This is a genomic window from Streptomyces sp. NBC_01520 (assembly GCF_045040375.1).
Classification (GTDB): domain Bacteria; phylum Actinomycetota; class Actinomycetes; order Streptomycetales; family Streptomycetaceae; genus Streptomyces.
This window is the reverse complement of the sequence record NZ_CP109404.1, coordinates 7,016,777-7,038,364: the sequence shown is the minus strand read 5'-3', so window position 1 is coordinate 7,038,364 and position 21,588 is coordinate 7,016,777. Positions and strand designations below refer to the sequence as shown.

Annotated in this window: 20 protein-coding genes and 3 pseudogenes; 15 read left to right on the top strand and 8 right to left on the bottom strand. The window is 72.0% G+C overall.

The window, feature by feature from the left end:
* The first annotated feature begins 141 nt into the window (after positions 1-141).
* The 9 genes and pseudogenes from OG524_RS31730 (at position 142) to OG524_RS31690 (ending at position 8,289) form a co-directional block, all read left to right on the top strand.
* The gene (locus OG524_RS31730; protein WP_405812132.1) at positions 142-354 is read left to right on the top strand and encodes a hypothetical protein; all 213 of its coding nucleotides are present in this window, start codon (positions 142-144) and stop codon (positions 352-354) included.
* A 297-nt stretch (positions 355-651) separates the two neighbouring features.
* The gene (locus OG524_RS31725; protein WP_405387125.1) at positions 652-1,383 is read left to right on the top strand and encodes a response regulator transcription factor; all 732 of its coding nucleotides are present in this window, start codon (positions 652-654) and stop codon (positions 1,381-1,383) included.
* A complete protein-coding gene (locus tag OG524_RS31720; RefSeq protein WP_405812131.1) occupies positions 1,364-3,418 on the top strand; it encodes a sensor histidine kinase in 2,055 nt (684 codons plus the stop codon). The genes OG524_RS31725 and OG524_RS31720 overlap by 20 nt, the downstream gene beginning before the upstream one ends.
* A 167-nt stretch (positions 3,419-3,585) precedes the next feature.
* Positions 3,586-3,984 (top strand): hypothetical protein, encoded by a 399-nt coding sequence (locus OG524_RS31715; RefSeq protein ID WP_405387129.1) that lies wholly within the window; start codon positions 3,586-3,588, stop codon positions 3,982-3,984.
* A 148-nt stretch (positions 3,985-4,132) separates the two neighbouring features.
* Complete coding sequence (locus OG524_RS31710; protein WP_405812130.1) at positions 4,133-4,750, top strand: class F sortase; 618 nt, start codon at positions 4,133-4,135, stop codon at positions 4,748-4,750.
* A 136-nt stretch (positions 4,751-4,886) separates the two neighbouring features.
* A pseudogene (gene sph, locus OG524_RS31705) lies at positions 4,887-5,920 on the top strand (sphingomyelin phosphodiesterase).
* 127 nt (positions 5,921-6,047) lie between these two features.
* Positions 6,048-6,822 (top strand): annotated as a pseudogene (locus OG524_RS31700) (AraC family transcriptional regulator).
* Positions 6,823-7,102: 280 nt separating this feature from the next.
* Positions 7,103-7,801, top strand: coding sequence for a tectonin domain-containing protein (locus OG524_RS31695; protein ID WP_405387133.1), 699 nt, complete (start codon positions 7,103-7,105; stop codon positions 7,799-7,801).
* A gap of 62 nt (positions 7,802-7,863) precedes the next feature.
* Positions 7,864-8,289: a DUF6086 family protein gene (locus tag OG524_RS31690; protein ID WP_405812129.1), complete on the top strand. Its 426-nt coding sequence runs from the start codon at positions 7,864-7,866 to the stop codon at positions 8,287-8,289.
* Positions 8,290-8,321: 32 nt separating this feature from the next.
* On the opposite strand, the gene OG524_RS31685 is transcribed toward OG524_RS31690, so the two are convergent.
* Entirely contained in the window at positions 8,322-8,738 is a 417-nt protein-coding gene (locus OG524_RS31685) for a VOC family protein (RefSeq protein ID WP_405812128.1), read from the bottom strand.
* Positions 8,739-8,954: 216 nt separating this feature from the next.
* Here OG524_RS31685 and aac(3) point away from each other — a divergent pair, with 216 nt between their 5' ends.
* The 4 genes from aac(3) to OG524_RS31665 all read left to right on the top strand — a co-directional run bounded on the left by aac(3) (position 8,955) and on the right by OG524_RS31665 (position 13,347).
* Positions 8,955-9,860, top strand: coding sequence for an aminoglycoside 3-N-acetyltransferase (gene aac(3) / locus OG524_RS31680; RefSeq protein WP_405812127.1), 906 nt, complete (start codon positions 8,955-8,957; stop codon positions 9,858-9,860).
* A 276-nt stretch (positions 9,861-10,136) separates the two neighbouring features.
* Positions 10,137-10,376 (top strand): hypothetical protein, encoded by a 240-nt coding sequence (locus tag OG524_RS31675; protein ID WP_405387141.1) that lies wholly within the window; start codon positions 10,137-10,139, stop codon positions 10,374-10,376.
* Positions 10,377-10,560: 184 nt separating this feature from the next.
* Positions 10,561-12,009, top strand: coding sequence for an argininosuccinate synthase (gene argG, locus OG524_RS31670; RefSeq protein ID WP_405812126.1), 1,449 nt, complete (start codon positions 10,561-10,563; stop codon positions 12,007-12,009).
* 351 nt (positions 12,010-12,360) lie between these two features.
* Positions 12,361-13,347: a hypothetical protein gene (locus OG524_RS31665; RefSeq protein WP_405812125.1), complete on the top strand. Its 987-nt coding sequence runs from the start codon at positions 12,361-12,363 to the stop codon at positions 13,345-13,347.
* Between the two features lie 5 nt (positions 13,348-13,352).
* Here OG524_RS31665 and OG524_RS31660 read toward each other — a convergent pair.
* From OG524_RS31660 to OG524_RS31645, 4 genes and pseudogenes are all read right to left on the bottom strand, one after another.
* Positions 13,353-13,727 (bottom strand): annotated as a pseudogene (locus OG524_RS31660) (VOC family protein); the annotation flags it as partial.
* Positions 13,728-13,854: 127 nt separating this feature from the next.
* Positions 13,855-15,093, bottom strand: a complete 1,239-nt coding sequence (locus OG524_RS31655; protein ID WP_405387147.1) for a DUF2201 family putative metallopeptidase — start codon at positions 15,091-15,093, stop codon at positions 13,855-13,857.
* Positions 15,090-16,367 (bottom strand): AAA family ATPase, encoded by a 1,278-nt coding sequence (locus OG524_RS31650; RefSeq protein WP_405387149.1) that lies wholly within the window; start codon positions 16,365-16,367, stop codon positions 15,090-15,092. Before OG524_RS31650 ends, OG524_RS31655 begins: the two co-directional genes overlap by 4 nt.
* 78 nt (positions 16,368-16,445) lie before the next feature.
* Entirely contained in the window at positions 16,446-17,840 is a 1,395-nt protein-coding gene (locus OG524_RS31645) for a hypothetical protein (RefSeq protein WP_405387152.1), read from the bottom strand.
* A 389-nt stretch (positions 17,841-18,229) separates the two neighbouring features.
* Between OG524_RS31645 and OG524_RS31640 the strand changes: the two genes are divergently transcribed.
* Entirely contained in the window at positions 18,230-18,400 is a 171-nt protein-coding gene (locus tag OG524_RS31640) for a hypothetical protein (protein ID WP_405812124.1), read from the top strand.
* A 4-nt stretch (positions 18,401-18,404) separates the two neighbouring features.
* Here OG524_RS31640 and OG524_RS31635 read toward each other — a convergent pair whose 3' ends face one another.
* Positions 18,405-18,695 carry a hypothetical protein gene (locus tag OG524_RS31635; protein WP_405812123.1) on the bottom strand — a complete coding sequence of 97 codons (291 nt, stop codon included), beginning with the start codon at positions 18,693-18,695 and terminating at the stop codon, positions 18,405-18,407.
* Between the two features lie 465 nt (positions 18,696-19,160).
* On the opposite strand from OG524_RS31635, the gene OG524_RS31630 reads away from it, so the two are divergent.
* Positions 19,161-20,195: a questin oxidase family protein gene (locus OG524_RS31630; protein WP_405387157.1), complete on the top strand. Its 1,035-nt coding sequence runs from the start codon at positions 19,161-19,163 to the stop codon at positions 20,193-20,195.
* Positions 20,196-20,229: 34 nt separating this feature from the next.
* Here the strand turns inward: OG524_RS31630 and rbsD are convergent, their stop codons facing one another.
* Both rbsD and OG524_RS31620 read right to left on the bottom strand, forming a co-directional pair.
* On the bottom strand, positions 20,230-20,619 hold the full coding sequence (rbsD, locus tag OG524_RS31625) for a D-ribose pyranase (RefSeq protein WP_405387159.1): 390 nt from the start codon (positions 20,617-20,619) through the stop codon (positions 20,230-20,232).
* Positions 20,616-21,578 (bottom strand): ribokinase, encoded by a 963-nt coding sequence (locus OG524_RS31620; protein WP_405387161.1) that lies wholly within the window; start codon positions 21,576-21,578, stop codon positions 20,616-20,618. The genes rbsD and OG524_RS31620 overlap by 4 nt, the downstream gene beginning before the upstream one ends.
* Positions 21,579-21,588 lie beyond the last annotated feature (10 nt).

Genomic DNA, 21,588 nt, shown 5'->3' with positions numbered 1-21,588 from the left:
GGCAGGGCCACCCCGGCCCGCCGGCGCCCCCGAGGAGCGATGACACACTCGTCATGACAGGTCAGGGCGTGTTTTCGTAGGACGAACAGCACGCTCGTGAAGCCTTGTTGAGCCCCCTGCGCGACTCCCGGAATCGCCGTCATGAATCACTCCGAGAACATCGATCATGATGCGGTGCTGCGCGCACGGACGCTGCTGCTCGGATCCGGCGGAATCACCGTCCCCCATGAGGCCGACGCGTACAGGATTCTCGCCCGGGTGAGCCCGGCCACCCATCTGCCGCACCTCGCCCGAACGCTGCTGACGTTCAGTTACCTGAAGCTGGAGAAGCCGGAGTTGCGGCTGTCGTACTGACCGAGGCCGTCGCCCCGGCCCGGGTAGTGACCGAGGCCGTTGCCCCGGCCCGGGTAGTGACCTAGGCCGTCGCCCCGGCCCGGCGGATGGACGGGGCCGAGCCGAACCGGGCAGCGCCCTGACCGGCCGTTCGACCCTGCTCCTCGCCGGCAAGCGGTACGGCGAGGCGCTCGCCGACTTCCGGGAGGCCACCGACCGCACGTGACGCGGAGGCCGTCGCCCTCGCGTGACCCTGAGGCCGTCGGCCCGCTCGCCTGGCCCGGAGGCGTGGTCCGGGGCTCCTCTACGATCGTCCGCGTGTGCGCACATGTGATAGTCGCGGAAGACGACCCGAAGCAGGCCGAGCTCGTACGCCGCTACCTGGAACGCGAAGGACACGTGGTCACGGTGGTGGGGGACGGTCTCGCCGCCCTGGAGCAGGTCCGGCAGGGCACGCCGGACCTGCTCGTCCTCGACGTGATGATGCCGCGGGCCGACGGGCTGGACGTGGTACGCGTACTGCGCGCCGAGGAACGGGAGTTGGCGGTGCTCATGCTGACCGCCCGGTCCACGGAGGATGATCTGCTGCTCGGGCTCGACCTGGGTGCGGACGACTACATGACCAAGCCGTACAGCCCGCGCGAGCTGATGGCGCGGGTACGCACCCTGCTGCGGCGCACCCGGCGCGACGCGGATCCGGATCCGGTCGACGGGCACGTGCTGCGGGTGGGGGCGCTCGCCGTCGATCCGGTACGTCACGAGGTGGCGGTGGAGGGCGTGCGGGTCGAGTGCACGCCCGGTGAGTTCCGGCTGCTCGCCGCGATGGCCGCCGAGCCCGACCGTGTCTTCGCCCGGGAGCAACTGCTGGAGGAACTGCACGGGTTCGACCGGTACATCAGCAGCCGGACCGTCGATGTGCACATCATGAACCTGCGCAAGAAGATCGAGCGCGCACCGCGCCGGCCGGTCCGGCTGCTCACCGTCTTCGGGGTCGGCTACAAGCTGACGGATCCGGCGAAGGGTGGCGCGCGTGCGTCGGCGCGACGATAGCGGCGGCAGCCGTCACCACCGGCTGCCGCTCCGCAAGAGTCTCCTGGGCCGTCTGCTGGCCGTGTCGGCGCTCGTCGCGGCGTGTTCGGTCGCCGCGACGGCCTGGCTGGCCGTGCAGACCACTTCCGGCGCGATCAAGCAGGAGCAGGGCCAGAACCTCACCGCCGACAGCCGTGTCCACGACACCCTGCTCGGATACGCGGCGGAGCATCCCACCTGGGACGGTGTCGCGACGACCCTGCGCAAGCTGGCGGACGACTCCGGCCGGCGGATCACACTGACGACGCAGACCCGGGAGATCCTCGCCGACACCGCGGGGGCCTCTCCTCCCCCGCCGGCGCTGCCGTCCCAGCCGTCGGCGGTCGTGGACCCCATGTCCGTGGACGCCGCCCTGTCGTCCGGGACGGAGGCCGGGACGGAGGCCGGGGCGGGATCCGTGAGCAGGTCCGTGACCGGTTCCGTAACCGGTTCCGTGACGACCGACGTGGGGGCACGGTCGGGCACCGACCGGATCGATCCCCGCGCCGTCGGCCCGTTCCGCCTGCCGTCGGCCGAGCGCGCGTCACTGATGGGCATCGCCAAGAAGGCGGCAGCCTGCCTCGACCAGGAGGGGATCGCCTCGGACGTCGTGGAGGGGCCGAGCGGGCGGCCCCGGCTGCAGGTCGTGGGCAATGACCCCGCCCGTGTGCAGGGCACCCTGTGCCCCACGGACGCGCTGGGCACCCCGACCCCGACCGAGGAGAAGGCGCTCGCCGCACTCAACGAACTGGTCGACGCGTGCCTGGACCGCCAGGAGCGGGAATCCGTGCGGCTCGACCTGGACCTCTCGTGGGGCCCGGGCACGGGCAGGGAGCCGGAGGTGGCCCCCGGCGCGACGGCGGAGCCCGCTGCCGTACCCCGTGAGGTCGCCCGGCCGACCCCGTCCCCCTCCTTCACCGTTGACGCCCTCACCAGTGAGAACGACCGGGCCATCGCCTCGTGCGTCGGCATCGCCCGCCAGGAACAGCTCAGCTCCTACGTCGCCTCACCCGCGCTGCTGTTCATCAGCGATCCGAGCGGCGGCGCGGTCCCCGGCTTCGAGCTGTCACCCGCCAACACGGCGCGGATCACAGGGGTCGCGGCACTCGTCCTGGCCCTCACCGTGGGCGCGTCGGTGCTCGCCGGGGCCAGGCTCGTACGGCCGCTGCACGCACTCACCGGAGCCGCCCAACGCATGCGGGACGGCGAGGACTCGGCGCCCGTCGTGGTCACCACGGACAACGAGATCGGCAGACTGGCCGTCGCCTTCAACGACATGTCCGCACACCGCGCACGGCTGGAGGAGCAGCGGAAGGTGATGGTCAGCGACGTCGCCCACGAGCTGCGCACCCCGCTGAGCAACATCCGTGGCTGGCTGGAGGGGGCCCAGGACGGGATCGCTGATCCCGACGCCGTGTTCATCTCCTCGCTCCTGGAGGAGGCGGTGCAGCTGCAGCACATCATCGACGACCTCCAGGACCTGTCGGCGGCGGACGCGGGCGCGCTGCGTCTGCACCCCGAGCCGGTACGGATCGGGGATCTGCTCGCCCACGTCGCGGCGGCCCACCAGGCACAGGCCGACATGGCGGAGGTTGCTCTGACGGTGGACTCGTCCGGGGCCCCCGTCCCCACGCTCACTGCCGATCCGGTACGGCTGCGGCAGGCGGTGGGCAACCTGGTCTCGAACGCCGTACGCCACACCCCGGCGGGCGGCCGGGTGACGTTGCGGGCGTACGTCACCGGAGCCGGGGAAGAGGTGGCGGTGGAGGTCGCCGACACCGGCAGCGGTATCCCGGAGGAGGACCTGCCCTACGTCTTCGACCGCTTCTGGCGTGCCGAGAAGTCCCGTAACCGCCGCACGGGCGGCAGCGGTCTGGGCCTGTCCATCGTCCGTAAGCTCACGGAGGCGCACGGGGGAACGGCCCACGTGGTCAGCACGGTGGGCGAGGGTTCGGTCTTCACCCTGTGCCTGCCGCCGGCCGGCCCCGAAGGCACGGAGGCCGCCGCGGTGCGGTGAGTTCCGCCCGGCTCCGGCGGCGGCCTTCGGTTCCGGGCCCTGATGCGATGAACACAGCGTCCTGACAGCTTCCTCATAACTCCACTCCAGTCTGTCGTCATGCCCGGCGCCCGCCACGCATCCGCAGGCGGGCTCCACCAACGCCGGGCCGGAATCGGAGTCACTCAATGTCCCCTCGTGCGTCCCTGCGCGCCGCCGTCCTGACCGCCGTCGCGGCCGGCGCGGTCCTCCTCCCGTCCGCCGCGGCCTTCGCGGACGACGCGGTGAAGCCGAAGCCCACCCCCGAGGTCAGCACCCCCGCGACCGCCGAGCCCAGCCCCGTGCCCACGCGGGACGGCACGTCCGACGCCGAGCGCAAGAAGGCCGAGCCGACGTCGGCACCGGTGCCGGCCGAGTCCGTTCCCGCGGGCACGCTGCCGCGGGGCGGCGTCGCGGCCGGTGAGCGTGCGGCCGAGGAAAGCGGCAGCGCCAGCGCGCTGTACGGCTCGGCGGCAGGCGCGGTTCTGCTGGCCGGCGTCGGCACCTTCGTGCTGCGTCGCCGTTCCGCCGCACACCGCAACGGCTGACCTGCCACGGGTGGCGCCGCTCCGCACGACGGGGCGGCGCCACTTTCCGTAGGCCCGACGCCCCAAGCCCGTACACACCTCCGTACGGCCAGAGCCCCAAGCCCGTACGCACCTCCGTACGCCCAGAGCCCCTACGCCCGGAGCCATCATGTCCCGTACCGCACGCGCCTTCCGGCGGACCGTCATAGCGTCGGCCGCCGTCTCGCTTTTCCTGGTGCCGCTCGCCGGCTGTTCGTCGTCCGGTGCGGCGGAGCCCTCCGCCGCAGTCCAGGCGCCGGGCTCGACCGTCGAGGAGTCCGGGGAATCCGGGGAACGTCTGAAGGCACCGGCGCCCACGCAGGTCACCATCCCGTCGATCGGCGTGACCAGCGAGCTGATGCGGCTGGGACTCAACGCGGACGGCACCGTGGAAGTGCCGCCCGCGGAGAAGGGCATGACGGCGGGCTGGTACGCGGGCGGGGCCGTTCCCGGTGAGCCCGGGGCCGCCGTGCTCATCGGTCACAACGACACCCGGTTGGGAAAGGCCGTCTTCCACGACCTGAAGAAGATCACCAAGGGGGCGGTCATCACCGTCCTCGGCGGGAGCGGCGAACGGGCCCACTTCACCGTCACGGACACCGAGACGGTGAGCAAGAACTCCTTCCCGACGGAGAAGGTCTACGGGTCGACGAGCGAGCGGGTGCTCCGGCTCGTCACGTGCGACGGTTCGTTCGACGCCGATGGGCACCCCGTCGACAACCTCATCGTGTACGCGACGCTCCGCTGAACCGGCGGGCCGACAGGCCGGCGCCCCGTGCGCCGGGCAGCCGCGCGGCTCGCGCTCCACACGTCCGGCGTCGCTACAACTGCCCGTCGTACTCCCGGCATCCGATGTCTACCCATGGGTAACTCCTCCTGCTTTGATGGGCGTCACCAGCTCGACCCCCCACCCCACAGCAGGAGAACCCGTGCTGCACACCGCGATCCGCCGCGCCTCCGGCGCGACCCTGGCTCTGGCCGCCCTCACCGCCCTCACCGCGGCCGCGCCGGCGGCGCACGCCGCGGAGGCCCCGGCCGGGCCCCCGTCGCTGCGCGTCCTCACGTACAACGCGTTCATCTTCAGCAAGACCCTCTATCCGAACTGGGGGCAGGACCACCGGGCCGCGGCCATACCCGGGGAGGACTTCTTCCGGGGCAACGACGTCGTCGTGCTCCAGGAGGCCTTCGACAACGCGGCCTCGGACGCGCTGATGCGGAACGCCGCAGGCCAGTACCCGTACCGCACCCCGGTGGTGGGCCGGAGCAAGAGCGGCTGGGACGCGACGGGGGGCTCCTACTCGGCGACGACACCGGAGGACGGGGGTGCGCCGTGCTCAGCAAGTGGCCGATCGTCCGCAAGGAGCAGCACGTCTACAAGGACGCCTGCGGCAGCGACTGGTGGTCCAACAAGGGTTTCGCCTACGCCGAACTGAACGTGAACGGCGCCCGGGTGCACGTCGTGGGAACGCACGCGCAGTCGACCGATCCCGGGTGCGGTGCGGGTGAGGCCGCCCAGAAGCGCAGCCTGCAGTTCCGGCAGATCGACGCCTTCCTCGACGCGAAGAACATTCCCGCGTCCGAACAGGTCGTCGTGGCGGGCGACTTCAACGTCGACTCGCACTCCTCCGAGTACGCGTCGATGCTCGCCGATGCCGGACTGGCGGACGCCGACGCCCGTACCGGACACCCGTACTCCTTCGACACCCGGGACAACTCGATCGCGGCCGAGCGCTACCCCGACGACCCCCGCGAGAACCTCGACCACGTGCTGCACCGCGCCGGGCACGTGAAGCCGTCCGGGTGGACCAACGAGGTGGTCAAGGAGGAGAGCGCCCCCTGGACGGTGACCAGCTGGGGTACGGACTACACCTACACGAACCTCTCCGACCACTACCCGGTGGTGGCATCCGGACGGTAGGGCACGGACCGCGCGGCGGGGCATCGGTACGGGGTCGTCATACGCACATCTGGCCCTGATTGCCCCGTCTGCGGGGCTAGTAGGGTGAGGGAACGCGCCCCCTACCCCGCACCGTCGACCCACGCCCATGACCGGGGAGACCAGGACTCTGCCGGCTCTGGCACCCGGTTCGACGGACACGACCTTCGTGATCAAGGGGTACGACGAGGTCGTCCCGCACGACATCGTCCGGGGCGACCACTCACACCCCTTCCATGAGCTGTTGTGGAACGAGCGCGGCGCCACCTCCGCGGTGGTCGGTGCCCGGGTGTGGACGGTCCTTCGCTGGGGCTGTGGGTGCCCGCGGGCACACTGCATTCCGACTCGGCCGCGGCGGGCACCTGGTTCCGTGCGAGTTTCTTCGGCTTCCGCACCACGGCGTCGATATCCGACACGCCCGCGGCCGTCGGGATCACGCCACTGCTGCGGCTGCTGCTGGAACGGCTGGGTGAATCCGGTCTTCCCGCCGCCCAGCGCGCGGCGACCGAGGTGCTGGTGCTCGACGTGCTCCGGCCGTCGCCGCGCGAACTGCTCGTCCAGGTGCCCGCCCTCCGCACTGCTGTGCCCGATCGCCGAGGCGGTACGCGCGGACCCGGGCAACCTGCGGACGCTGACCGACTGGGCCTCCGCGCTCGGGGTGAGCACCCGCACGATCACCCGGGCGTTCCACAGGGAGCCGGGGGCGGGCTTCGCACGCCGGGTGGCGGCGGTGCGCGCTCAACACGCGGTCACCCTGCTCTCGCGGGGCTGGGACATCGAGAGCGTGGCGGAGCAGGTCGGCTGGCTACCGGTCGGCGAGCGCGTTCGGCGCGGCCTTCCGGCGGACGACCGGAGTGACTCCAAGCACGTTCCGGCAGAACTGAGCGGTCCCCGGGGCACGCTCCGGCAGAACCGGGCGATCCCCCGACTGCCGCACATGCCGATTGTCAATCCGGCACCTGGGAGGTCTTCTTGTGGGTTACGGCATTTTCGGACTTCCGGGACCGGTATGAACCGTCCTCCGCCGATATCCCCTGGGAAAATGGGTGAACAAACGGCGATTTACAGGTCATTTTAACGTCCCATCAGCCTATGCATCCATACGGCTTGCCCTGATGCTCGGAACGTACCTGAGCACCACACCCCAGGACGAAGGGCACAGACATGGCTGACTGGAAGAACATCCCCGGCGGACTGACCACGATCTCGGTGGGGTCGCGGACGCACGTGTGGGGAATCAACTCCCTGGGCCAGATCTACCGTTACACCGGCCACGACGCGAACCCGTGGATCGGAATCCCGGGCAAGGCGGTCGACATCGGCGTGGCCGCCGACGGCACCGTGTGGCACGTGAACTCCGCCGGCGCCATCTTCCGCTACACCGGAGACCAGGGCTCGACCGACTGGGTGAGCGTCGCCGGCGGGCTGACCCGCATCTCGGTGGGGTCGCGGACGCATGTGTGGGGAATCAACTCCCTGGGCCAGATCTACCGTTACACCGGCCACGACGCGAACCCGTGGATCGGAATCCCGGGCAAGGCGGTCGACATCGGCGTGGCCGCCGACGGCACCGTGTGGCACGTGAACTCCGCCGGCGCCATCTTCCGCTACACCGGAGACCAGGGCTCGACCGACTGGGTGGGGGTCACCGGCGGGCTGACCCGCATCACCGCAGGTTCGAGGACCACCGTGTGGGGAATCAACTCCGCCGACCAGATCTACCGCTACACCAACCACGACTCCAACCCCTGGACCGGCATCCCCGGCGCCGCTGTGGACATCGGCGCCGCCGCCGACGGCACCGTGTGGTGCGTCAACTCCGCGGGCGGCATCTACCGCTACACCGGCGACCAGCCGAGCTGACCCCGGCACCGCGCCCCTCCTGCCGACTACGCTGTCGGCCACAGCCGGCAGGAGGGCGACGCGTGAGCCAGTACTTCAAGATGGGCGACCGGACGCTGTGGAACCCGTCGAACGGGGCCTCCCGGCTGTTCCTGGGTCACCTCGCCGTCTACGAAGCCGAGTTGGGTCTGCCGTCCGGCATCGGACCCCAGCAGGCGGACGAGTACCAGGTGGACCCCGACGCCTTCGCCGCGTTCGTGCACGCCCTGCTGCGGTGGCACCGCGACACCGGCCACCGCGTCATGCGCGCACTGTCCGACGGTCTCGTCGCCACGGCACTGGCTCTCGCGGAGCGGACCGGCATCGAAGTGGACTGGGAATGCGCCGACTTCACCCGGAACCCCGCCTGCCACGACGGCCCTGCCCGGCCCCACACCCCGGCGCAGGACGAGTGGGCGTCCGCCCTGCGCCGGGATGCGCACGAAATGGTCCGCTCCATGGCCTGCTGAGCCTGCCCGGCCCCATATCCGGGCCTTGGCTCCTACGGCCGGATGTAGGGCCGGGTCATGATCTCCATGTTGTGGCCGTCCGGGTCGTCGAAGTACACGCCACGACCGCCGAAGAGCCCGTTGATCCGACCGGGTTCCGTGTGGTTGGGGTCCGCGTAGTAGGTGACGTCGAGCGTCCGCAGACGGCCGATCATGGCGTCGAACTGCGCGTCGGGCACGAGGAACGCGTAGTGCTGCGCCTGGACGGGCTCGTCCCGCTTCTCGTAGTAGTCGAGCGTCACGCCGTTGCCGAGGTCGACGGGCAGGAAGGGGCCGAACGGCGCGCCCACCTCCAGGCCCAGGACCGCGGCCAGGAACTCGGCCGACAGGTACCGGTCCGAGGCGTACACGGCGTGGTGGTTCAGCTGGACGGTGGTGACGCCCTCGTCGAGGGTCTGTTCGTTCCGCATCTGTGGCAACTCTCCGGGTCTTGGATTCCGTTGGGACGGTGCCGCACAGGGCACCGGACGGTACGACTCGGAGATCGGGCGGGCCTCGGGCCCGCCGTGCGGTCATGCCAGGGCCGGGCGCCTCTCTCGTGCATGGCTCAAGGCCGACCCGGTAGTCACAGATCGATCATAGCGTCCGTCGTCCCGCGTTTCCCGGGTGACGGATATCTTGCGTCCATGGACGATGTGGCCTCACTCCGGCGCGCGCACGGCCCCGTCACCGTCAGCCGGCTCGTCCGGGACCTGACCGCGCTCGGGCTGGAGGAGGGCGACGTCGTGATGTTCCATACGCGGATGTCCGCCGTCGGATACGTGGCAGGCGGCCCCAGGACGGTCATCGACGCGCTCGACGACGTCGTCGGGAAGCACGGGACGCTGATGGTGACCTGCGGCTGGAACGACGCCCCGCCCTGCGACTTCACCGACTGGCCGCAGGCGTGGCAGGACGCCGTGCGCGCCGAGCATCCCGCGTACGACCCCGAGCTGAGCGAGGCGGACCACAGCTTCGGCCGTCTGCCGGAAGCACTGCGCCGCCTGCCGGGCGCCGTCCGCAGCCGCCATCCCGACGCCAGTTTCGCGGCTCACGGTATCGCCGCCCGGTTCCTGACGGCGGACCACCCCTGGGACGATCCGCACGGCCCCGGCAGCCCGTTGGCGAAGCTGGTCGCCCTGGGCGGCCGGGTCCTTCTTCTGGGCGCCCCCCTGGACACCCTCACGCTCCTGCACCACGCCGAGGCGCTGGCCGTGGCGCCGGGCAAGCGGTTCGTGGACTACGAGCAGCCGATCCGCGTGGACGGACAGCGGGTCTGGCGGCGGTTCCGTGACATCGACTCGGAGCACGGGGCCTTCGACTACTCCTCCGTCGTGCCCGAGGGGCAGGATCCGTTCGAGGCCATCGCCGAGGACATGCTGGCCGCCGGCATCGGCCGCCGGGGCAGCGTCGGCGCGGCCACCAGCTATCTGTTCGAGGCCGACGAGGTCGTGCGCTTCGGCGTCGGGTGGATCGAGGAGAAGCTGGGTGCGGGAGCCCCGGGGTCCGACACCCGCGACCGGGCCGTATCCGAAGACGGAAGCCCTCGGTAGGGCCCGGAGCCCCGTGTGCACAGCAGGGGTACGGAGCGCCAGGCACGCGCGTAGTCGGGCGGCTCCGCACGGCCGGTCACGAGGACGGCCACCGGTGTCCGGCGGGCGGCGGCCCTGATCCCTTCCGGGGTGGTGCTCGCGTCGTGCCCGCCGGTCTGCCGCGAGGAGCAGCCTGCGCAGTACGCGATGGGGACGGCCTGCTTCCCGCTGACCACGCACGGCGGACGCACCCCGAGCCGGTTCAGCGCACCGGCGACGGCCGCGTAGTCGGCGCTCATGGAGTGGCTGCCGGCGGACACCCGCGAGGACCTGGAGCTGGACGGCGAAGTGTCCGGCCAGGACCAGGGCCAGCAGCGTGACGCCGACGGGCCGCCGGGTCTCCCCCGCCCGCTCCGTCGCCCGTGTGAACAGGTGGATCACGCTTTCGGCCACGGGTACGGCGAGCAGCGCGTAGACGGGGAGGAGGAACCGCGGAGCGGCGTACTCGATCAGGAACAGGTACGGCACCGCCGCTGACCCGCCGTCGTCGTGGCCACCGGGGCGGCGGCCCCCCGGCCCGCACCCACCCGGGCGAAGTGGGCGGTGGCGGGCCTGCCCCGGCAGTCCTCTCCCTGACCGCTTCCGCCGCGGGCCGGCCCCTGATTCCGCGCGTACACCGACCAACATTGCATGATCATGCGAAATGACGCATACTCTTCCTATGTCTAAGGTTCTCACCTCCCTGCCCGCCGGCGAGCGCGTCGGCATCGCCTTCTCCGGCGGACTCGACACCTCCGTCGCGGTCGCGTGGATGCGCGACAAGGGTGCCGTCCCGTGCACCTACACCGCCGACATCGGCCAGTACGACGAGCCCGACATCGCGTCGGTGCCCGGCCGTGCGACGGCCTACGGCGCCGAGATCGCGCGCCTGGTCGACTGCCGCGCGGCACTGGTCGAGGAGGGCCTGGCCGCACTCACGTGCGGCGCGTTCCACATCCGCTCGGGCGGGCGCGCGTACTTCAACACGACGCCGCTGGGCCGTGCCGTCACCGGCACCCTGCTGGTCCGGGCGATGCTCGAGGACGACGTGCAGATCTGGGGCGACGGCTCCACGTTCAAGGGCAACGACATCGAGCGGTTCTACCGCTACGGCCTGCTCGCCAACCCGCACCTGCGGATCTACAAGCCGTGGCTCGACGCGGACTTCGTCACCGAGCTCGGTGGCCGCAAGGAGATGTCGGAGTGGCTGCTGGCCCACGACCTCCCCTACCGCGACAGCACCGAGAAGGCCTACTCCACCGACGCCAACATCTGGGGCGCCACCCACGAGGCCAAGACCCTGGAACACCTCGACACCGGTGTCGAGACCGTCGACCCGATCATGGGCGTGCGGTTCTGGGACCCCTCGGTGGAGATCGCCACCGAGGACGTCACGATCGGCTTCGAGCAGGGCCGCCCGGTGACGATCAACGGCAAGGAGTTCGCCGGCCCGGTCGACCTGGTGATGGAGGCGAACGCCATCGGCGGCCGTCACGGCCTGGGCATGTCCGACCAGATCGAGAACCGGATCATCGAGGCCAAGAGCCGCGGTATCTACGAGGCCCCCGGCATGGCGCTGCTGCACGCCGCGTACGAGCGTCTGGTCAACGCGATCCACAACGAGGACACGGTCGCGCAGTACCACAACGAGGGCCGGCGTCTCGGTCGCCTCATGTACGAGGGCCGCTGGCTCGACCCGCAGGCCCTGATGGTCCGTGAGTCGCTGCAGCGCTGGGTGGGCGCGGCGGTCACCGGCGAGGTGACCCTGCGGCTGCGGCGCGGCGAGGACTACTCGGTCATGAACACCGTCGGCCCGGCGTTCAGCTACCACCCGGACAAGCTGTCCATGGAGCGCACCGACAACTCGGCGTTCGGCCCGGTCGACCGGATCGGCCAGCTCACCATGCGTAACCTCGACATCGCCGACTCCCGCGCCAAGCTGGAGCAGTACGCCGGTCTCGGCATCGTGGGCAACGCCCACGCGGCGCTCCTCGGTGCGGCCCCGGCCGAACCGACGGCCCTGATCGGGGCGATGCCGGAGGGCGGCGCCGAGGTCATCGCCTCGCGCGGCAGGACCGAGGACGACGACGAGATGCTGGACCGCGCCGCGATGGAGTTCGGCACCGACTAGTCGGGCCGGTCCGCCGCACAGGAGGGTCCCGCCACGCTGCCGCAACGGCGCGTGGCGGGACCCTCTCGCGTACGTGGGCGGGTCGGCGAGGAACCCTGCGGACCCGCCCACACCCGCGTCCCGCGCCCGGGCCCCGCGCCATGGGAACGGCAGCCCGGGAACGACCGTCCTGGCGTCGCGCCCGCACAGCCGGAGGGGCGCGGTTCCGGAAAGGGAACGTCGGCCCAACAGTGTTCGGCGGGCGCGTGTCGGCCGGGGAAATCCTCGAATTCACCGCCGGTTTTCGCGGACGGATCTCCGGCGCACGACGTTAACCTCGACCCGTCCACCCGACGATTCCGCGAGGTACCCGTGACGCCCCTCAGCAAGCTCTACCTCCAGCTCGACGACGTCGAACTCCCGGACGCGATCCCCTACTCCCAGGTGAGTGCGTGGGAACTGCGCTTCCTCTACCTGCTGGGACGCCATCGGCTGACCGGGGAGGGCAAGGCGATCGAGCTGGGGTCGGGCGGCGGCGGATCGACGTACGCGTTCGCACTCGGCCTGTCGGAGAACCCGGACTTCGACAAGGAGCTCAACAAGCTGCACGCCTACGACTTCTTCCGGGTCGGGAAGGGCACCTTCGCCTCGGAGAAGTTCTTCTCCGCCGGCGTCGCTCCCGCGGACAGCAACTCCTTCCTCGACGACTTCAAGGAAAAGCTGAAGCCGTTCATCGACTTCATCGAACTGCACCCAGGTGACCTCTGGAACACGTCCGACCCCGAGGACCACAGCCCCATCGAGTTCCTGCACGTCGACATCGCGAAGACGGCGCGGGTCTTCCGCTGTGTGGCCGAGCGCTTCCTGCCCCGCCTGGAGCCGGGATCCGTGCTGCTGCACCAGGACTTCGCCAGCCCCCGGCTGCCGTGGCTGCACTACAGCACCGGTCTGCTGCTGCCGTACATCGAGATCGCCGGGCCGCCCATCCGCTCCACGCTCGCCTTCGAGGTGGTCAAGCCCATCCCGCAGCACGTGCTGCGGGCCATAGCCGAGGACTCCTACACCACGGACAAGAAGCTGAAGCTGATGTCGGCGGTCCAGGACGTCGTCGACCGGGACCACACCGACGGGATCCCGTTCAAGGCCGTGATCGAGCTCGCCAAGGCCTACGTCGCCCACTACGACGGCGACCACCGCCGCGCCTGGAAGATCGCCGAGCCGCTGACCTCGGACGAATACCTGGACCGGACCCGCAAGGACCACTTCGCCCAGCTGCGGAAGGCGCTCGACGGGGCCCCGCCCGGCAGCCGCCCCTCCGGCCTTTCCAAGCTGGTCAGGAAGGTGACGGGGCGGGCCTGAGGAGCTGTCGCGGCGCGGTCGGACTCGCTGCGGAGTACGCAGAACTCGTTGCCCTCGGGGTCCGCGAGGACGGCCCAGCCTGCGCCGTCGGGTTCCCGGCGATCGGCGACGAGGACCGCACCCAGGCTCAGCAGCCGTTCGACCTCCTCCTCGCGCGAGGTCTCCGGGCGCAGGCACAGATGGATGCGGTTCTTGATCGTCTTCGGCTCCGGGACCTGGTTGAAGTACAGCGCCGGGCCCTCGGGAAGCGTCACCTGCGTCTCGTGATCGCCCGGTTCGGCCTCCGGGTCCGGCGGGCACCCGGTCGCCTCGCTCCAGAACCGGGCCAGTTCATAGGCATCCGCACAGTCGATCGCCACGTTCTGCACCACCGAGACCATGCACAGGAGCCTGCCCGATCATGGTCCGGGTGCGCCACCCCATTGTTCCCACGGGTGTCCGGAAGGCCGGCTTTCGGTGCCCGCGTCCGGGGTGCTCCGCTTCGAACCGCCCACCCGGGCGCGTGCTCTATCCGATCTCGACCACGCGGGCCCACGGCGGTGGTGAGTCCGGGACGTAGTCGGGATCGTCCTCGTCCATCGAGCCGCCCCCGTGCCGGGGAAACAGGCCGACCACCGTCCGGCAGGCCGGCTGGGCGCTCGGCCAGGGCGTCTGCCCGTCGGTCAGGACCACGATGACGTCCGGCCGGGGCTGCGTCCGGAGCGCCTTGGCGAATCCCGTACGCAGATCCGTTCCCCCGCCGCCGACCAGCGGGATTCCCTCCGCCCGGCACAGCGGGTGCACGACCCCGGCCGAGGCGTCGCAGCACAGGACACTGACCAGGTCGCGGCGGCCGCCCACGGCACGGGAGATCGCGGCGACCTCGAGGAGGGCACTGCCCAGTTCTGTGTCGCTGACCGATCCGGAGGTGTCGATGACCACGGAGACCCGGGGCGGCCTGCGCCGGAGGCTGGGCAGGACGATGCCGGGCAGGGACGCCGAACGTCTGGACGGGCGGCCGTACGTGTAGTCCTGGCCCGCGCCCGCGCCGGAGGCCGCCGAGCGGACCGCCGCGCCCAGCAGGTCGCGCCACGGCTGCGGCGGGTGGAAGGCCTCGTCCGCCCAGCGCTGCCACCCTTCCGGGGCGTTCCCCGGACGGCCGGTGATGCCCTGCGCCACCCGGAACCGCACCGCGTCACGCTCCTGCGCGCTGAGCCCGTACGCACCGTCCGCTCCCAGGTCCCACCCCCGTTCCAGCCCGTCGGCGCCGCTCCCGCAGTCCAGCCAGACGAGGCCCTGCGTGTGCGGGCCGAGCCGGAACCGGCTCAGGTACTCCTCCATGAGCAGCCCGCCGGGCAGCCCCAGGGACTCCGGGTCGACGGCGTCGTCGGGGCCGACCAGTCCGTCGCCGAACACGTCGTCGTTGATCTCGCAGTCGGCGGCGATGTTCATCCGCAGCCGCTCCCCCGCGCCGGTCAGCCCGCGCTCCCGCGCGACCCGGTCGCTGCGCCCGTGATGGTCGCGCAGCAGGTGGGACACCTCGTGCACCCACACCCCGGCCAGTTCCTCCTCCGAGGTCCCCGCCACGAACGTGGGCGAGACGTAGCACCGCCAGTGCCGGTCGACGGCCATCGTCGGCACCCGTCGCGAATCCACCACGTGCAGGGCGAACAGCGCCGTCGCCAGGTAGGGGCGGACCCGGGCGGCGTGCAGCCGGGCGGCGTAGAGCTTGTCGAGGTCCAGTGCCCCCGGGTCGGCCGTGGTCATCGGCCCGCCCCGGCACCGGCCTTGGTCCGGGACACCGCCCGGTCGGCGGCCCGGTCCGCCCGCCGGGACAGGGAGACCGCTCCGGCGAGCCGTTCGATCGATTCCGGAACGTCCCAGTCCTCCTGGCGCAGGGAGGCGAGTGTGGTCGCGGGGACGACCACGAGGTCCGGGGCTCCGGTGTCCAGCGCCCGGACGAGCAGGGCCCATGCCGCGTCCCAGCGGGATTTGTCCGGGCGGTTGCGGACCGCCGCGACCACCCCGTCGAGGACGGCCTGGCGCAGGTCCCCGCGTTCGGGGAGGACCGCACCGGCCGGGTCGGCGAGCAGCGTCTCGGGGTCCGGGAGGTCCAACCGGTCGAGGCTCGCCAGCAGTTCCAGTCCCGGGCCGTCCCCCACCGTGCCCCTGACCAGGAGGGACAGCACTTCCCGGGAGGAACCGGCGGCGGTCGCGAAGGCGATCAGGCACAGGGTCATGTCCCAGCTCCGGGGCGACGGCCAGGGGCCGCCGCGGCGCGTCTCGCTGCTGGGCATCTGGTGCACGAGTTTGGGCCGGGCGGCGAGGAGCCCGCACACGGCGCGGCGGGCGAAGTCCACTGCCTCGGGAAGCTTCCCGGGATCGAGCCGCGGCAGGGTGGCCCGGGGCCACGTCCCGCCGAGGCCGCGCACCACGACCTCGTGGTCGTGGATCCACTTCAGGTGGACGAACCGGTTGGCCAGCGGCGGGCTGAGTTCCCATCCGTCGGCGGCCGAGGAGCGCGGGTTGGCGGCGGCCACGATGCGGACCCCGGGCGGGAGTTGCAGGGTGCCGATCCGCCGTTCGAGGACGAGGCGGAGCAGGGCGGCCTGGACGGCGGGCGGCGCGGTGGACAGTTCGTCCAGGAACAGCAGCCCCCGGCCGGCCCGGACGAGGCGTACCGCCCAGTCCGGCGGGGCCATCGGGACACCGTTCCCGGCCGGGTCGTCGCCGATGACGGGCAGGCCGGAGAAGTCGGACGGCTCGTGCACGCTGGCGATGACCGTGGTCAGCGGGAGGTCCAGGGACACGGCGAGCTGCGTGAGGGCCGCGGTCTTGCCGATGCCGGGCTCACCCCACAGGAGTACGGGCAGGTCGGCGGCCACCGCGAGCGTCAGGGCCTCCAGCTGCATGTCGGGACGTGGTTCCGTGGTGGTGTCGCGCAGCAGGGCCATCAGGCCGTCGGCCACGTCGAGTTGGGAGGCGCGGGGCCGGTCGGCGGGGGTCGTGGTGGTCAGGGCGGGCGGGGTGCATGTGGACATGTGTGATCACCTTTCGGGTTCGTGTCGGGGCAAGGGGGTGCCGCGGGCGTGGCGGCGGGCGGACGAAGGACCCGGCGGTCAGCGGAAGTTCGGTTGGCGCGGGCGTGCGTGGGGATCGCGGATGAGGGTGTGGTCCGGGCGGTAGCGGACGGGTCCGGGTCCGATCAGGTCCGCCCTGAACAGCCCGTAGGTGATCCGCCGTCGCGCGGCCGCTTCGAGTTCGTCCCGCAGGGCGCCGCTGCGCAGCACCGCGCCGGGGCCGAGCAGGCCCTCGACGACGGCCAGAGCACCGGCGGTGTCGCCGTGGTCCAGTCGCTCGCGGACACCGGCGAGGCAGTCCGGATGCCGGTGCGCCTCGTCGATGGCCCGCAGGCAGGGCAGCGGGGTGCCGGTCAGCGCGACGAGGAGTTCCTCCCGGCGGATCTCGCCGGGGTCGTGGTCCAGCGGGACCAGGACTCCGTCGACCAGGCCGATCCGGTGCCGGGCGCCCCGGCACTCGACGAGGCGCGGCCTGCCCGCCTCGTACGGCGGCGGGGGGTCCCCTGCCGGTGTGTGGTCCGGGACCAGGGCCGCGACGACCAGCGGATGGAGCAGGCCGGGCTCGATCGCTCCGGTGCGCAGGAGTTCCAGGTCGGGCAGGACCCAGGTCGCCGCGTCCGGCAGGATCGGCGGCGCGGGGGCGCCGTCCCGGGTGTCCGGTTCCGCGACGCGCAGGGAGCGCGGGCCGTCCCGGTCCGCGGCGAGGTCCAGGTGGAGCCGGTGCCGGGACCCGAACCGTACGGCCACACGACCGTCCGTCCGCCCCTCGGCACGGAGCAGCGTCTCCGCCTCGGCACCCCACCGGTCCAGGGCGCAACCGCGTCCCGGCGGCACCCGTTCCCGTACCTCCGGGTCCACGTCGAAAGGGTCTGCGGGCCGGGTGCCGGCCCCGGAGCGGGTCCGCAGCTCGCCGGTCCTGCGCGCGTCCCACAGGTGGCGGTGCAGGTCGAGGCGGAAACGCCGGTTCGGGTGGGGGTGCGGATGGCGGCGAGCACCTGCCCCGGCGCGGGAGCCGTCCCACAGGGCGAGGCTGATCCGCTGGCCGGCGTCCGCCCAGGCGGGCGGCGTCCGGACCACGAGCCGCAACGGTGGCGCGCCATCACGCCCCACGGTGTCGTACGCGGCCAGGGCGATGGTCAGACCGGGGCGCAGCAGACCGTGCGGAGCGATCCTCGGCATGTGCCAGCGCAGCAGGTCGGGTGCGAGATGGCGCAGATCGGTCCGGATCCGGGCCGTGTACGCATGTCCGTGGGTACGCGCCACGGACCGTAGGTCGAGATCGACGTCGAAGCCTGCGGCGGCGCACGCCCCTGCCCAGTCCCCGGCGGCACGGCGGGCGGTCGCAGTCTCGATCATGGAGGGCGGCACGGCGAACTCGCGCACGCGCAGCCAGAAGGACGGGTGGGAATCCCGATTCGCGATCTGAGTGAGCATCAGCACTCACCTTGCGCGGACGGGTCCCCCAATCTGTGAACAGAGTGAGTCATCATCGCGGGCAGCCTAGCGCGCGCTTTCCCGAACTGCCAGTATTTTCGGCTCTGTACGCGAGGGCGACGGGAAGCCCCGAGGGCTCCCGTGCGAAAACCTGCGCACCGGGCAGTTAACGGGATTGACCGCATCGCCCGTGCTTCCGTCCTCCAGAATGGCGGTGACGGAGGGGGACCCTCATGCCACACTCCGACCGGCCCGGTCCGGACGGCGAAGCAGCGCGTGAGCGCTGCACGCGAGACCTTCGCGGGGACAGGCAAGCTGTACGGCAGTTGCTGCGGGCAGATGTCGGTGGTGCCCACCTCGGTCTGGCCCTAACCATAGGCGCGCTGCTCGTGGCCGCCGGTTTCTCCGGCCCCCGCTGGGTCCTGATCGTCTCCGGAGTCTGCACGGCGTGGTTCGCCCTCGCCCTGGCGGTCGTCCACATCCGGGGTGCGCGTGGGCGCGACGCGGTCCGGCGGGCGTACATCGCGACGTTCGGCTGGGGCGAGTACGTCACGCCCTGAGACGTCAGTCCCCGGACAGTCTCTTCTCGACGAGGATCCTTCCGGCCGAGTCGTACACGGTCAGACCGTCCAGAACCGCCGGCTCCCCCGCCCCGTGCGTCGGGAGGCCCACGTACCACGCGCCCCATCCCGGTTTCCCGGCCGGTGTGATCAAGGTGCCCTCGCACGCACCCCCGGCGTCGCGCACCACCGCACGGGCCGCGCCCGGCACCTCGAAGTCCCCGATCCAGTGCTGCCGGTCCGACGTACCCGTACCCGTGACCAGACCGACGAACGGCCCATCGGTATCGGTCAACGGATAGCAGCCCTTGACCCTCTTCACCTGATCACAGACCCGACGGTCCCCGGTCAGCCAGACACTCGCGTCCCGCGTCACCACAACCCGCTCTCCGGGAGCGACGATCCGCACAGGGGTCTGCGTGTCCGCTGCGTGGGGAGGAGCGGAAGGGCCACCGTGGCTGCCGTACCCGCCGAGGGTGCCGTGGTCGTGGGTGAGCCGACAGCCTGCTCGACGCCCTGGACAGGCCCATCAGCACGGCCGCCGTGCACGCGGCGTAGGTCGGCGATCTGTCGGTCCACTTCGTGGGGTAGCTCCTCTTCGGCGTCGCCGCGTCAGCGGCAGGGGCGGTTCTCCACCCCCTCAACGCCACGCCACCCGCCCACGGGTGACACCTAGGACCGGTTCCCCGGGTGTCCGGGGCCGCGGTCCTAGGTCTTCAGCCTGTTACGCCGCCGAAGGGTCTCGCCTACCGTCCTGACCATGGACACGACGGGCATTCTCGACGAGGCGCTCCAGCGACTGCACGGTTCGGGACCGGAGCGACTGGGGCGGCTGACCAATCACGCGCCGATGGCCGTCGAGGCCCTGGCCGCTCATGGCCGGGCGGGTTCCGTGCACCGGTGGCTCGATCTGTACGCATCCAGGCTGGAGGAGTTCCCGCCCGGGGTGGAGCCCGTCACGGACGTCAACTGGCGGGCAGCGCTGGGCGATCCACGCCGTGCCGCGGACTGGATCGACTACTTCGGCCGGGAGATCACCGACCGCCCGTGGCGCGACGTGCTCACCGTGTGGTGGCCCCGTCTGCTGCCCGGCATGTACGGCGGCGCGACGCACCCGGTGATCCGGGTGGGCCACGCGGTACGCACCCTGCTGGCCGACGGGGCGACCGGGGCGACCCGCAAGGCCACCGAGCCGCGCCTGGCCGAGCTCGCCCACGGCCTCGGCTACTGGGCCGCCCGCTTCCGCCCCGTCGACGGACTCGCTCCGCTGCCCGGCGCCGACAGCGCGGCCGCCGCCCTCGACGCGGTCGCGCCGATCGCCGGACGCGACGGCGGCTTCCCCGACCGGCTCGGCCGTGTCACCGGTCTGCCGGTGTGGGCGGCGGCGATCACGGACCCGGACGAGGCGTACGGCCGCCTCACCGAACTGGTGCGGGCCGCCACCCACCGGTACGCCACGCACGGCCACGGCGAGGCGACCATGCTGGTCCACGCGGCCACCGCGCCGAACGCCGTGCTGCGTACCCTGCCCGCGCTCCCGCGTGTCCTGTGGGTACCCGGCCTGCGGGCCGCCTGGACGGCGTCCGCGGCGGTGACCGCCATGTACGCACCCGACGCCCCGGCCGCGTACGACCCGCCGGGCACCCTCACCCCGGAAGAGGTCTTCGAGCAGGCCCTGGCACACGGCGACGAACACGTCATCAAGCTGACCGACACCGCCCTCGACGTCGGTGACGCACAGGCGCTGGCCGCGGCGCTGCGTTCCGTCGAGCTGAGCGAACCGCTGGTGGCGTGAGGGTCCGCGGGCGAGGACACAGCCTGCCCACGGATCAGAAGAAGACCCCGCACCGCAACAGCACATTGGCGTACGGGCGGGCCTCCCCCGTCCGCACCACCAGCCGCGCCCCGGCCGACAGTGCCTTGAGCTCCGCGTGCGGGACATGGGTGAGCACCGGGAGGCGGGCGGTCAGGAGGCGGGCGGCGTCCGGGTTGGCGTCCCGTACCTCCTCGGCCGCTGTGGCGGACTCCACCACCAGCTCGTCGAGCAGGCCGTCGAGCACCTCGGAGAAGGCCGGGACGCCTGCCCGGAAGGCCAGGTCGACGACTCGGGGACCGGGCGGGACGGGCATGCCGACGTCGCAGACCAGGACGCCGTCGCCGTGGCCCAACTCGGCCAGCGCACCGGCGAGATGGCGGTTGAGGATGCCTGACTTCCTCACGGTGCGACGACCTCTTCGGCGGTGGGGAAGGACGCCTGCGCGCCCTGTCGGGTGACAGCCGCGGCGCCCACCCGGACGGCGTACGCGGCGGCCTCGGCCAGTTCCTCCCCGAGGCCGAGGCGCCAGGCCAGGGCGGCGGTGAACGCGTCACCGGCGCCCGTCGTGTCCACCGCGTGGACCTCGGGGCTCGGTACGCGTACGGGGTCGTCGTCGCTCCGGCTGTCGGCGACGAGGGCGCCCGCCGCGCCCAGGGTGACCACGACGGAGCGCGGACCGTGCCTGAGCAGGGCGGTCGCCCAGTCCTCCGGTGCGGTGCCGGCCGGCTCCCCCAGGATGCCCAGGAGGTAGCGGGCCTCGTGCTCGTTGACCACGAGCGGGTCGCAGGCCGTCAGCACGTCCTCGGGCAGGGGTGCTGGCGGGGACGGGTTGAGGACGAGCCGGGTGCCGGGGGTGAGGGCGCGGGCCGTCTCGGCCACGGTCTCCAGGGGGATCTCCAGCTGTACGGAGACGACCCGGGCCGCGTCGAACAGGGGTGCTGCCGCCCTGATGTCCTCGGGGGTGAGCCGGGCGTTGGCCCCCGGGGAGACGACGATGCTGTTGTCGCCCGAGGGGTCCACCGTGATCAGGGCCACCCCGGTGGGCGCCCCGCCGACGAGGACTCCGCCGGTGTCGACGCCCGCCGCCCGCTGCGATTGCAGCAGGAGCCGTCCGTGGGCGTCGTCACCGACCCGGGCCAGCAGGGCTGTACGGGCGCCGAGGCGGCCGGCGGCGACCGCCTGGTTGGCTCCCTTGCCGCCCGGGTGGACGACGAGGTCGGTGCCGAGCACCGTCTCCCCCGGTGCGGGGCGGCGGTCGACGCCGACGACCAGGTCGGCGTTGGCCGAACCGACGACCAGGAGGTCGTACCGGGCGGGGGCCGGGTCCCGGGCGGGGGCGGCGGAGTCCTCGTTCTCGTACATCTGTGGTGCT

What these genes read in the sequence shown, in the direction of transcription:
- OG524_RS31620 (WP_405387161.1), bottom strand. Translation starts at nt 21,578, where the DNA reads ATGTACGAGAACGAGGACTCCGCCGCCCCCGCCCGGGACCCGGCCCCC.
- OG524_RS31645 (WP_405387152.1), bottom strand. Translation starts at nt 17,840, where the DNA reads ATGCTCACTCAGATCGCGAATCGGGATTCCCACCCGTCCTTCTGGCTG.
- argG (WP_405812126.1), top strand. Translation starts at nt 10,561, where the DNA reads ATGTCTAAGGTTCTCACCTCCCTGCCCGCCGGCGAGCGCGTCGGCATC.
- OG524_RS31715 (WP_405387129.1), top strand. Translation starts at nt 3,586, where the DNA reads ATGTCCCCTCGTGCGTCCCTGCGCGCCGCCGTCCTGACCGCCGTCGCG.
- OG524_RS31685 (WP_405812128.1), bottom strand. Translation starts at nt 8,738, where the DNA reads ATGCGGAACGAACAGACCCTCGACGAGGGCGTCACCACCGTCCAGCTG.
- OG524_RS31655 (WP_405387147.1), bottom strand. Translation starts at nt 15,093, where the DNA reads ATGACCACGGCCGACCCGGGGGCACTGGACCTCGACAAGCTCTACGCC.
- OG524_RS31675 (WP_405387141.1), top strand. Translation starts at nt 10,137, where the DNA reads ATGGAGTGGCTGCCGGCGGACACCCGCGAGGACCTGGAGCTGGACGGC.
- OG524_RS31730 (WP_405812132.1), top strand. Translation starts at nt 142, where the DNA reads ATGAATCACTCCGAGAACATCGATCATGATGCGGTGCTGCGCGCACGG.
- OG524_RS31710 (WP_405812130.1), top strand. Translation starts at nt 4,133, where the DNA reads ATGTCCCGTACCGCACGCGCCTTCCGGCGGACCGTCATAGCGTCGGCC.
- OG524_RS31695 (WP_405387133.1), top strand. Translation starts at nt 7,103, where the DNA reads ATGGCTGACTGGAAGAACATCCCCGGCGGACTGACCACGATCTCGGTG.
- OG524_RS31630 (WP_405387157.1), top strand. Translation starts at nt 19,161, where the DNA reads ATGGACACGACGGGCATTCTCGACGAGGCGCTCCAGCGACTGCACGGT.
- OG524_RS31650 (WP_405387149.1), bottom strand. Translation starts at nt 16,367, where the DNA reads ATGTCCACATGCACCCCGCCCGCCCTGACCACCACGACCCCCGCCGAC.